Genomic DNA, 11,405 nt, shown 5'->3' with positions numbered 1-11,405 from the left:
GGCGGGCCCGGCCGGGTACCTATGGAGCTATGACCTCCGCCGCCGAGCCCGCGCAGCCCCGCCCGGCCGCTACCCCTCCCACCCCCGCCCCCACCGCCTCGTACCGCCTCCAGCTCCAGCCCGGCTTCACCCTCCGCGACGCCACCGCCGCCGTCCCCTACCTGGCCGCCCTCGGCGTCTCCCACCTGCACCTCTCCCCGCTGCTGGAGGCCTCCCCCGGCTCCACCCACGGCTACGACACCGTCGACCACACCCGGATCAGCGAACAGCTCGGCGGCGAGAGCGCGCTGCGCGCCCTGGCCGCCGAGGCCCACCGGCACGGCCTGCGGCTGCTCGCCGACGTGGTGCCCAACCACATGGCCGTGCCCGTCCCCGAGCGGCTCAACGAGCCGCTCCGGCAGGTCCTGCGGGACGGACCCGACTCGCCGTACGCCCGCTGGTTCGACATCGACTGGACCGCCCAGCCCGGCCCCGCCGACGCCCCGGAACGCGGCCGGGTGCTGCTGCCGCTGCTCGGCGACCGGCTCGGCGCCGTCCTCGACCAGCTGGTGGTCGACGGCGGGGTGCTGCGCTACCACCGGCACGAGCTGCCGCTGCGCCCCGGCACCGAACGGCTCCCGCTCCCGGAACTGCTGGCCCGGCAGTGGTACCGGCTCGCCTGGTGGCGGCTGGCCCGCACCGAGCTCAACTACCGGCGCTTCTTCACCGTCAACGAGCTGATCGCCGTCCGGGCCGAGGACCCGGAGGTCTTCGCCGCCACCCACGCCGTGCTGCTGCGGCTGCACGCCGACGGCGTCCTGGACGGCTTCCGGATCGACCACCCCGACGGGCTCGCCGACCCGCGCGGCTACCTGCGCCGCCTGGCCGACGCCACCGGCGGCGCCTACGTCGTGGTCGAGAAGATCCTCACCGGCGAGGAGCGGCTGCCCGCGGACTGGCCGGTGGCCGGCACCACCGGCTACGACGCGCTGCGCCGCATCGACGGCGTGCTCACCGACCCCGTCGGCGCCCGCCGGCTCGCCGAGGCGTACGAGACCTTCCTGCGCGGCGGGGCGGCCCCCGACCCCAGCCATGCCCCCCACCCGGCGGTCGCCGCCGCCCGCCGCGGCCGGGCCGAGATGACCGGGCCCGGCGGCGAGCTGACCGCCGAGGTCGAGCGGCTGGTCCGGATCGCGCTGCGGATCGGCGCCGCCGAACCCGCCCACGCCGACCACGCGCCCTGGCAGCTGCGCGCGGCGCTGCGCCGGCTGCTCACCGACTACCCGGTGTACCGGCCGTACGCCCGGCCCGGCGAGCCCGCCGACGACCCCGCACTGCCGGTGGACGGCGCCGCCGACCCGACCGGGCGCCTGGTCGCCGCCCTCGCCCTCGCCCGGCTGGGCCGCAGCGAGGACAAGGACGAGTTCTGCGTGCGCTTCGCCCAGACCGCCGCCGCCGTGGCCGCCAAGGGCGTCGAGGACACCGCCTTCTACCGCTGGAACGCGCTGCCCGCCCTCAACGAGGTCGGCGGCGAGCCCGCCCGGCCCGGGCTGCCCCCGGCCGCCTTCCACGACTGGTGCCGCTACCTGGAGCGCAGCTGGCCGCACAGCATGACGGCGCTCTCCACCCACGACACCAAGCGCAGCGCCGACGCCCGGGCCCGCCTCGCCGTCCTCGCCGAGCAGCCGCGGGCCTGGGCCGCCGAGGCCGCCGCCTGGTCCGCCGCCGCCGAGCTCGCCGCCGGGCCCGCCGCCCCCGGGCTGGACCGGGACGCCGACTGGCTGCTCTGGCACACCCTGGTCGCCGCCTGGCCGATCACCCCGGACCGGCTGGTCGCCGCCCTGCTCAAGGCCGTCCGCGAGGCCAAGCTGCGCACCTCCTGGACCAGCCCCGACGCCGGGTACGAGCAGGCCCTGGAGCAGCGGGCCCGCGCCGTCCTCGGCGACGCCGGGCTGCTCGCCCGGATCGAGGACCGGGTGCGGGATCTCGCCCCGTACGCCCGCGCCAACACCCTGGCCGCCGCCCTGCTGCACCTGACCGTCCCCGGCGTGCCGGACCTCTTCCAGGGCAGCGAGGAGCCGCTGTACACCCTGGTCGACCCGGACAACCGGGGCGTGGTGGACCTCGGCGCGCTCGCCGTACGGCTCACCGACGCGGCCGCCCCGCGCCCCGGCGACCTCGCCCGGGAGAAGCTGCACCTGACCGCCACCGCGCTGCACCTGCGCCGCTCCGGCCCGCTCGGCGCCTACCGGCCGCTGGCCGCCCCCGACCACCTGCTCGCCTTCGCCCGCGGCGAGGACGTGGTCACCGCCGTCACCCGGTTGCCGTACGGGCTGGCGGCGGCGGGCGGCTGGCGCGACGCCGTCCTGGAGCTGCCGCCCGGCGGGCCGTGGACCGACGAGCTGTCGCTGCGCGGCTTCCCCGCCGGTCCGGTGCCGGTGGCGGACCTGCTGGCGACGTACCCGGTGGCGCTGCTGACGAGGAGGGGCCGATGATGTCGCGCTACGAGGTCTGGGCGCCGAACGCGACCCGCCGGGTCGACGTCGAAGTGGACGGCAGTGCATATGAGTTGGCGCGCTGCCCGGAGCGGGACGGCTGGTGGAGCGGCGAGGCCCCGGCGGGCGACTACGCCTTCCGGCTCGACGGCGGCCCACCGCTGCCCGACCCGCGCTCGCCCCGCCAGCCGTACGGCCCCGACGGCCCCAGCCGGGCGGTCGACCACGCCGCCTTCCGCTGGTCGCACACCGGCTGGCGCGGCCGCGCCCTGCCCGGCGCGGTGCTCTACGAGCTGCACGTCGGCACCTTCACCGCCTGCGGCACCTTCGAAGCGGCCGCCGAACAGCTCGACCACCTGGTCGAGTTGGGCGTGGACCTCGTCGAACTGATGCCGGTCTGCCCGTTCCCCGGCAAGCACGGCTGGGGCTACGACGGCGTCGCGCCCTGGGCCGTGCACGAGCCCTACGGCGGCCCGGAGGGGCTCAAGCGCTTCGTGGACGCCGCGCACCGCAAGGGCCTCGGGGTGGTGCTCGACGTGGTGCACAACCACCTCGGCCCGTCCGGCAACCACCTCCCCGCGTACGGCCCGTACTTCACCGACCGGCACCACACCCCGTGGGGCTCGGCGGTCAACCTGGACGCGCCCGGCTCGGACGAGGTGCGCGCCTACCTGATCGGCAGCGCGCTCGCCTGGCTGCGCGACTACCGGATCGACGGCCTGCGGCTGGACGCGGTGCACGCCCTCGTCGACGACCGGGCCGTCCACTTCCTGGAGGAACTCTCCCGGGAGGTCGAGAAGTTGGCGGCCTCGTCCAACCGTCCACTGTTCCTGATCGCCGAATCCGACCTCAACACCCCGCGCACCACCGCCGCCCGCGAGGCCGGCGGCCAGGGCCTCACCGCCCAGTGGAACGACGACTTCCACCACGCCCTGCACTGCGCGCTCACCCGCGAATCCCAGGGCTACTACGCGGACTTCGCGGCCGCGCCGCTCACCGCCCTGGCCAAGACGCTGCGCCACGGCTTCTTCCACGACGGCACCTGGTCCTCCTTCCGGGGGCGCGGCCACGGCCGCCCGTTCGGGGCCGATGCGGCGGGCCACCGGCTGCTCGGCTACCTCCAGACCCACGACCAGGTCGGCAACCGGGCGCTCGGCGACCGGATCTCCACCTCGCTCACCCCCGGCCGACTGGCCTGCGGCGCCGCGCTGGTGCTCACCGCGCCGTTCACCCCGATGCTGTTCATGGGCGAGGAGTGGGGCGCCGCCACCCCCTGGCAGTACTTCACCGACCACACCGACCCGGCCCTGGCCGAGGCCGTCCGGCAGGGCCGGCGGCGGGAGTTCGCCGAGCACGGCTGGGCCGCCGAGGCCGTCCCGGACCCGCAGGAGCCGGCCACCGTACTGCGGTCGGTGCTCGACTGGACCGAGCCCCGGCGCGCCCCGCACACCGAACTCCTCGACTGGCACCGGACGTTGATCCGGCTGCGGCGCGAGCGGCCGGAGCTGGCCGAACCGGACCTCGGCGCGGTGCGGGTCGACTTCGACGAGGCGGCGGGCTGGCTGGTGCTGCACCGGGGGCCGTACCGGATCGCGGTCAACCTGGGTCCGGCCGAGGCCCTGCTGCCGCTGGGCGGCACCGGGCGGGAGGTGGTGGCGGCCTTCGGGGCGGCCCTGCTTGAGGACTCGGGGGTGCGGCTGACGGCGGACGCGGTGGCGGTCGTGCTGACCGGCTGACTCACCACAGGAAGGTGCCGATCCGCTCCCGGAGCGAGGCCACGTCCAGGCCGTAGGCGGCCAGGTGCTCCGGGATCGACCCGTACTGCCGGTGCTCCTCGCGCGGCACGCCCAGGGCCAGCACCCGGTGCGCGCGGTCGGCCAGCGCCGCGTGCACCTCGTTGGCCGAGGTGCCCGCCAGGTACGGCTCCACCAGCACCGCGTCCGCCTTGTCACCCAGTGCGGCGCGCAGTCCGGCGGCGTCGAAGGGGCGCACCGTCGCCGCGTACAGCACGGTGACGTCCAGGCCCTCGGTGGCCGCGAGCACCGCGTCCAGCATCGGGCCGACGGCCAGCACCACGCCGCGGCCGCCGGTGCGGACGGTGGTGAAGCGGCCGGGCTCGACGGCGACCGGCTCGGCGTTCTGGTGCGCGGAGAGCCGGACGTACACGTTGCGGTCACCGTCCGCGTAGGCGTCGCGCAGCAGCTGCTCGGCCTCGTCCGGGTGGCCGGGGACGTGCACCGTCCAGTCCGGCAGGGTGTCCAGCAGGGCGACGTCGCCCGGGGACATGTGGGTACGGCCGCCGGCCGGCCAGTCGTAGGAGCCGGCCGCGCTCACCAGCACCGCGCCGACGCCCTGGTGCACCAGGTCCAACTTGACCTGCTCCCAGGGTCGTTCGATCAGGAAGCTGGCGAAGGTGTGGGCGATCGGGCGCATCCCGGTCAGCGCCAGTCCGCCGGCCGCGCCGATCAGCAGCTGCTCGCGGATGCCGACGTTGACCACCCGGTCGGGGTGGCGCCGTTGGGCCGGCTCGAAGGCGGCGGCGGTGATGTCGGCGAGCACCACGGCCAGTCGGGGGTCCTCGTCCAGCAGTCGGGTGGTGACGTCGACGAAGCGGTCGCGCATGGTGTCCATCGGTGAAGTGCCTTTCGCTGCGCTCTGGTCGGTGCGCTCGGGAGTTCTACGAAGCGGTCGGGAGTTCTACGGAGCGGTCAGGGGGCCTGCGGCGCGGTCAGGAGTCCTTGGGCTCGACCCGGGCGACCACCGCGTGCGGGCGCCCCGGGTGCTCGGCGGTGTACGCCCGGTACAGCGCCTCATGGTCGCGGCCGTCGACGGTCGCGGTGGACCACCCCTCGGCGGCGAAGCGCCGGGCGATGCCGCCCTGCCAACCGTGGGTGGCCGAGGAGTTGTCGATCACCACCACGTGGAGCCGGTCCAGGCCGTACGCGCCGGCGAAGGCCACCGCCTCGTGGTTGGAGCCCTCGTCGAACTCGGCGTCGCCGACCAGCACCCACACCGCCGGGTCCGCCAGTCCCTGGGCCCGCAGCCCGAGCGCGGTGCCCACGCCCAGCGGCAGGCCGTGGCCGAGCGAGCCGGAGGCGATCTCCACGCCGCGCAGCAGGGTGCGGTCCGGGTGGTGGCCGAGCGGCGAGTCGTAGCCGCCGAAGCTCGGCAGCACGGCCGGGTCGAGGAAGCCCTTGGCCGCGAGTACGGCGTAGTAGGCCATCGGGCCGTGGCCCTTGGAGAGCAGGAAACGGTCACGGTCCTGGGCGTCGGCGGTGTCCGGGGAGACCCGCAGCACCCGGTCGTACAGCACCCACAGGGCGTCCAGGGTGGAGGTGGCGGCGGGGCCGTGCTTCTCGTCGCCGGTCATCAGGGCCATCAGGCCCGGCAGGTCCGCGAAGCGGGCCCGGGCCGCGGTTTCCGTGCTGGTCGTCGTCGTCATGCGTCGATCGTGCAACTTAAAGCGAACTTGAGGTCAAGCCGCTACATTGACATCCTCCTCGCCCTAACGGGCGGGGATTCCTCCCGCACCTGCGGCACGGATGCCCGTGGTCCGCTGGTCGCCGAGGTGGGTTCCCCGTTCAACGGGCCGCGCCCGGTGTGGGATCGCCACACCAGGTCTTGCCGGCCCTCCAGGGGCGTTTAGCCTGTCCGCCTGCCCGGCGGCCAGGATGTTACGAGCAGCATTGAGGTCACGGTCATGCAGCGCATCGCACGCCGGGCAGGCCCACTCGCGGACCGCGAGCGGTTTGGGTCCGTCGCGGTGCCCGCACTCCGAGCAGAGCTGGGAGGAGGGGAACGCACGGTGGACAGTGCCGACATGGCGTCCGTACCGGGCTGCTTTCTCTTCGAGGAGGCGCCGGAAGGTGGCCCATCCGGCGTCGTGGACGGACTTGGCCAGGCGGCCTCGGGCCAGGCCGCGCACGTTCAGGTCTTCCAGGTACGCCGCTTGGGTTTCGCGGATGATCCTGGTGGTCTGTTTGTGCAGCCAGTCCATGCGGGTGTCGGCCACTTTGGCGTGCGCCCTGGCGACCTTCCTGCGGGCTTTGGCCCGGTTCCTGCTGCCCTTGGCCTTGCGGGACAATTCCCGCTGCGCGGCCCTGAGCTTCTTCTCGGCCTTGCGGAGGAAGCGGGGGTTGTCGATCACGCTGCCGTCGGAGAGGACGGCGTAGGTGGTCAGCCCGAGGTCGATGCCGACCTCGGCATCGACCTCGGGCAGGTACTCGGGTTCGACGTCCACGACGAAACTGGCGTGGTACCGCCCGGACGGGTCCAGCACAATCGTCACGGACGACGGGCCAGAGGGCAGCTCCCGCGACCACTTCACCCGCACATCGCCAATCTTCGCCAGGTTCAGCTTCCCGTTGCCCCGCACACGGAACCCGTTGCGGGTGAACCGGAGCGACTGCCGGGCATCTCGCTTCGACTTGAACCGGGGCAGACCGACCGATCGCCCCTGCCGCTTGCCGGACACCGAGTCGAAGAAGTTCCGGTAAGCCGTGTCCAGATCCCGCAGGGACTGGATCAGCGGATCCACCCCCACCGAGGCCAGCCACGCGCGTTCGGGAGTCTTCTTCGCCGCCGTGATGACCCGCTTCTGCAAGTCGGCGCTCTTGGGGTAAGGCAGGCCGCCCTTACGGGCTTCCATCCGCACCGCGAGAGCATCGTTGTACACCACCCGAGCACACCCGAACGTCCTCGCCAGCAAAGCACGCTGACTTGCCGTCGGGTAGACGCGATAGGAGTACCGAAGATGCACAACACCAACCTAACGACAGCCACCGACAACGACCCACGCCAGAACGCCCGAAGATCACTGCGCCGCTTCGTGGCTCCGCGAGCCAAGCCCCCATTCCTCCCCGCCCTGAAGGCCGGAACATCCCGGAAGATCAAAGGTGAGTGCCCATGACCGCGATACCCGGCAGCGCCCGCACCGCCGCCCCGCGCCCCGGCGACCTGCTCACCATCGGCCAGCTGGTCGCCCGCAGCGGGCTGGCCCACTCCGCGCTGCGCTACTACGAGAGCCTCGGCCTGATCCACGCCACCCGCACCGCCGGCGGCCAGCGCCGCTACCCGCGCGGCACGCTGCGTCGGGTCGCCTTCGTCCGGGCCGCCCAGCGGGTCGGCCTCTCCCTGGACGAGGCCAGGGTCGCCCTCGACCGGCTGCCCGAACGCCCCGCCCCCAGCGGCACCGAGTGGGACGTCGTCGCCGAGTCCTGGCGGGGCCGGATCGACGAACAGATCGCCGAACTCGAACGGCTCAAGGCCAAGCTCACCGGCTGCATCGGCTGCGGCTGCCTCTCGCTGACCCGCTGCGCCCTGTACAACGCCGACGACCGCGCCGCCGAGGCCGGCCCCGGCGCCCGCTACCTGCTCACCCGCGACCCGGGCAGCGGACCGGAGCCCACCCCGCCGGGCCTCCCGGACGGCTGCGGCCCCCGGGAGCGGCGCACGGAGGGCCCGGGGTGCTGAAAAGCCTTTGCCGGCGGGCCGTTGGCATGCCTACGGTGCGGGCATGCTGCCCCTGGTGGAGACGGACGAGCAGGGGGACGCGGTCCTCCCCGACGAGGCGGTGATGCGCCCGGGCGCCGAGGCGCTGTGCGCGCGACTGGGCGTCCGCGGGGCGGCGCTGGAGCGCTTCGCGGAGGGCTCCGTCCCGGTCTACGCGGTGGGCACCGAGCACGTGCTCAAGCTGTTCCCGGCGCCCTCCGCCCGGGAGGCACTGACCGAGGAGCGCGTCCTGGCCTTCCTGGAAGGCAGGCTCCCCGTCCCCACCCCCGCGCTCCGGGCGGCCGGCGAGTACGTCAACGGCTGGCGCTACGTCCTGATGTCCCGCCTGCACGGCGAGGGCCTGGCCCCGGCCTGGCCGCGCGTCCCGCAGGGCGCACGCGAGCGGATCGCCCGCGACTGCGGCGAGGCGCTCGCCGCCCTGCACGCCCTGGACGCGGAGCCGCTCGCCGACGCCCTCCCGCCCGACGCCCTCCCGCCCGGCGACTGGCCGGCCTTCCTGGCCCGCCAGCGCGCGGGCGCCCTCGCCCGCCAGCGCGGCCACGGCCTGCCGGAGGCCTGGCTGGAGCAGATCCCGGACTTCCTGGCCACCGCCCCGCTCCCGGCAACCCCGCAACGCGCCCTGCTGCACACCGAGTTCATGCGCGAGCACCTGATCACCGCCCCGGCCGACGGCTGGCGGCTCACCGGCCTGATCGACTTCGAGCCCGCGATGGTCGGCGACCCGGCCTACGACCTGGTCGCCGTGGGCCTGTTCACCACCCACGCCGACCCGCAGCTGCTCGGGCGACTGCTCACCGCCTACGGCCGCCCCTTCGAGCCGCGCCTGCTGATGGCGTACACACTGCTGCACGCGTACAGCAACCTGCCGTGGTACCTGAGGGAGTTGAAGCCCTCGGCGCGGACGCTGGACGACCTCGCCGAGGAGTGGTTCGGGACCGCCTAAGGGCGGGGGTCCGTGCGCAGCAGGCTGTAGTAGACCATGTCGCGCCACTCCCCGGCCCGGAAGACCATCGACCGGTGAACACCCTCGCGGGTGAAGCCCAGCTTCTCCAGGACGCGCTGCTCGGCGAGGTTGCCGGCCTCGGTGTCCGCCTCCAGCCGTACCGCCGTGGTGTGCGCGAACAGGTAGTCCACCAGCAGGCGTTGGGCCCGGGTGCCGATGCCCCGGCCCCGCGCCCGCAGCATCAGCTGCGCACCGATGCTCCAGTACGGGGTGGCCGGCCGCGCCGCCTTCCGGGTGGCGGCGACGAAGCCGAGGAACTCGCCCTCGGTGGCGACGGCGAAGATCGACTGCTCCTCGCTCAGCAGCCCGTGCTCGGCCCAGCGGCGGCGGAAACGCTCCGGATCCGCCCAGCCGTACCACTGGAACTCGCCCAGGGCCTCGGGGTCGTTCAGCATCCCGCCCAGGGCGGTGAGGTCGGCTTCGGCTATCGGGCGGAGGAAGATCTTCTCTGGGTCCATGCCGCCACCAACGACGGAGATCGTTTGACTGTTCCTCAGGCCGAGGTGGCCGGGGAAGCGGTGGAGGCGGACCGGGCGAGCCGGAAGCCGACGTCGTCGATCCGCAGGGTCGGGTGGCTGCGGCGGCGGACGGAGGCGCGGCAGCTCCAGTGCTCGTCGAACCAGCCGCCGCCGCGCAGCACGCGGTAACTGCCGTACACCTCGGGGTCGTAGAAGTCCCAGCACCACTCCCACACGTTGCCGAGCAGGTCGTACAGCCCGTAGGCGTTGGGCCGCAGCTCGCCGACCGGGTGCGGGCGTTCGCCGGAGTTGCCGCGGTGCCAGGCGATCTCGTCCAGCGGGCCGTAGCGCGGCCCGTCGGTTCCGGCGCGGCAGGCGTGCTCCCATTCGGCCTCGGTGGGCAGCCGGTGGCCGTCGGCGGTGCGGTCCCAGGCGACGTCCTCGCCGTCGATCCGATAGGCGGGTGCGAGGCCCTCGCGCCGGGACAGCTCGTTGCAGTACCGGACGGCGTCGAGCCAGGAGACGCTGTGCGCGGGGCGGCGGTCGCCGGTGAGGCCCTCGTACTCCTCGCGGGTGACCGGACAGGGCGCCAGCTCGAAGGGGGCCACCTCGACGCTCCAACTCCGCTGGGTGCGGCGGTCGGAGAGCGTGACGCGGCCGGGCGGAACGGCGATCGGTCCGGTACGGGGTTCCATGATCGCCGATCCTACGGCCCCGCCCCGGCCGCCCGACTCGGTCCTATGACCCGACTGCGCCCAGCAGGTCGACGGCGCCGCGCTCGGCCAGTTCCTCCGCGTGCGCGGGCAGCGGGGTGCCCGCGTGCAGATGCGGCCGGACGACGGCGAGCGGCAGGCCGACGACGGCGAGGGTGACCCGGTCGAGGTCCAGCGGCGTCACGGCGCCGAGCCGCTCGGCGAGCCCCTCCACCGCCTGCCGCACCCGCCGCCCGGCCTGCCGTTCGCGCCGCGCCTGCTCCTGCGGCCACTCGGCCCGGCCGAAGGCCTCCGCGCCGTGCAGCAGGACGACGGCCCGCTCCCGGTGCGCCCGGCTCCAGGCGACGACCTGCCGGGCGGCCGCGCCGGCGACGAGCCGCGGCTCGGCCTGCTCGGCCTGCCCGGCCTGCCCGGTGAGGACCGGCAGGTAGGTGTCGTGGAACTCCCCCAGCGTGCGCAGCCACAACTCGGCCAGCAGGGCGGAGCGTTGGGGGAAGCGGTGGTAGACGGAGCCGTTGGGCGCACCGCTCTCGCGGGCCACGGCGGACATGGTGACGGCGGCCGGTCCGCCGACGGCCGCGAGGCGGACGGCGGCGTCGAGGAGGGTGGCTTCGTCATGGCGGGGTGGCCTGGGCATGGAATGGAGAGTACTCTCCAATTCAATTGGAGGGACCCATCCAAAACTAGGAGGATCCACTGTGGCCGTGCTCAACATCCACGAACGCACCATCCCGGCACCGGAGTCGACGGTCGGCGCACTCCTCGACGGCCTCGCCGGCCCGGACGACCGGCTCTGGCCCGGCTCCGACTGGCCCCCGCTGCAGCTCGACGGCCCGCTCGCGGTCGGCGCCGACGGCGGGCACGGACCGGTCCGCTACCGGGTCGTCGGGTACCAGCCGGGCCGGTGGGTGCGGTTCCGGTTCAGCGGGCCCCGCGGGTTCGACGGGTTCCACGAGTTCACCGTCCAGCCCGCGAACGGCGGCGCACTGCTGCGCCACACCATCGCGATGCGGCTGCACGGCCCGAGCCGGCTGGCCTGGCCGCTGGCCTTCCGCTGGCTGCACGACGCCCTGCTGGAGGACTCCCTCGACCGGGCCGTCCGCGCCTGCGGCGGCGCCGTGGACTCCCCGGCACGGTGGAGCGCCCCCGTACGACTGCTGCGCCGACTGGCCCACCGCTGATCACGGCACGCCCTCTGGCGCCCGCAGCCGACGCACCCCCAGGATGGTTCCCTGCCAACGGGAAC

General features: G+C 74.5%; 11 protein-coding genes. 5 read left to right on the top strand and 6 right to left on the bottom strand.

The features are described 5' to 3' along the window. The first annotated feature begins 29 nt into the window (after positions 1-29). Together treY and treZ are read left to right on the top strand one after the other, a co-directional pair. Positions 30-2,474, top strand: coding sequence for a malto-oligosyltrehalose synthase (gene treY, locus ACFV8H_RS10420; RefSeq protein WP_380398250.1), 2,445 nt, complete (start codon positions 30-32; stop codon positions 2,472-2,474). Beyond that, positions 2,474-4,210, top strand: coding sequence for a malto-oligosyltrehalose trehalohydrolase (gene treZ / locus ACFV8H_RS10415; protein ID WP_380398421.1), 1,737 nt, complete (start codon positions 2,474-2,476; stop codon positions 4,208-4,210). The genes treY and treZ overlap by 1 nt, the downstream gene beginning before the upstream one ends. A gap of 1 nt (position 4,211) precedes the next feature. On the opposite strand, the gene ACFV8H_RS10410 is transcribed toward treZ, so the two are convergent. From ACFV8H_RS10410 to ACFV8H_RS10400, 3 genes are all read right to left on the bottom strand, one after another. Beyond that, positions 4,212-5,105 (bottom strand): transketolase family protein, encoded by an 894-nt coding sequence (locus ACFV8H_RS10410; RefSeq protein ID WP_380398248.1) that lies wholly within the window; start codon positions 5,103-5,105, stop codon positions 4,212-4,214. Positions 5,106-5,202: 97 nt separating this feature from the next. Beyond that, positions 5,203-5,916: a transketolase gene (locus ACFV8H_RS10405; RefSeq protein WP_380398246.1), complete on the bottom strand. Its 714-nt coding sequence runs from the start codon at positions 5,914-5,916 to the stop codon at positions 5,203-5,205. A 63-nt stretch (positions 5,917-5,979) separates the two neighbouring features. Then, positions 5,980-7,233 carry an RNA-guided endonuclease InsQ/TnpB family protein gene (locus ACFV8H_RS10400; protein ID WP_380398244.1) on the bottom strand — a complete coding sequence of 418 codons (1,254 nt, stop codon included), beginning with the start codon at positions 7,231-7,233 and terminating at the stop codon, positions 5,980-5,982. 146 nt (positions 7,234-7,379) lie between these two features. On the opposite strand from ACFV8H_RS10400, the gene soxR reads away from it, so the two are divergent. Both soxR and ACFV8H_RS10390 read left to right on the top strand, forming a co-directional pair. Then, positions 7,380-7,946 (top strand): redox-sensitive transcriptional activator SoxR, encoded by a 567-nt coding sequence (soxR, locus tag ACFV8H_RS10395; protein WP_380398242.1) that lies wholly within the window; start codon positions 7,380-7,382, stop codon positions 7,944-7,946. A 43-nt stretch (positions 7,947-7,989) separates the two neighbouring features. After that, positions 7,990-8,928, top strand: coding sequence for an aminoglycoside phosphotransferase family protein (locus ACFV8H_RS10390; protein ID WP_380398240.1), 939 nt, complete (start codon positions 7,990-7,992; stop codon positions 8,926-8,928). Here the strand turns inward: ACFV8H_RS10390 and ACFV8H_RS10385 are convergent. From ACFV8H_RS10385 to ACFV8H_RS10375, 3 genes are read right to left on the bottom strand one after another with little or no spacing between them, the layout of a single operon-like run. After that, entirely contained in the window at positions 8,925-9,446 is a 522-nt protein-coding gene (locus ACFV8H_RS10385) for a GNAT family N-acetyltransferase (RefSeq protein WP_380398238.1), read from the bottom strand. The two genes, ACFV8H_RS10390 and ACFV8H_RS10385, sit on opposite strands and share 4 nt — an antisense overlap. A 35-nt stretch (positions 9,447-9,481) precedes the next feature. Continuing rightward, complete coding sequence (locus ACFV8H_RS10380; RefSeq protein ID WP_380398236.1) at positions 9,482-10,141, bottom strand: formylglycine-generating enzyme family protein; 660 nt, start codon at positions 10,139-10,141, stop codon at positions 9,482-9,484. Positions 10,142-10,184: 43 nt separating this feature from the next. Beyond that, entirely contained in the window at positions 10,185-10,796 is a 612-nt protein-coding gene (locus ACFV8H_RS10375; RefSeq protein ID WP_380398234.1) for a TetR/AcrR family transcriptional regulator, read from the bottom strand. Between the two features lie 61 nt (positions 10,797-10,857). Here ACFV8H_RS10375 and ACFV8H_RS10370 point away from each other — a divergent pair, with 61 nt between their 5' ends. Then, on the top strand, positions 10,858-11,340 hold the full coding sequence (locus tag ACFV8H_RS10370) for an SRPBCC family protein (RefSeq protein ID WP_380398232.1): 483 nt from the start codon (positions 10,858-10,860) through the stop codon (positions 11,338-11,340). Positions 11,341-11,405: the final 65 nt, after the last annotated feature.

Origin of the sequence: Kitasatospora sp. NPDC059827 (assembly GCF_042731675.1) — a bacterium.
Lineage (GTDB): Bacteria > Actinomycetota > Actinomycetes > Streptomycetales > Streptomycetaceae > Kitasatospora.
Note: the sequence above shows the minus strand (reverse complement) of the source record. Positions and strands in the feature narration are given on the sequence as shown.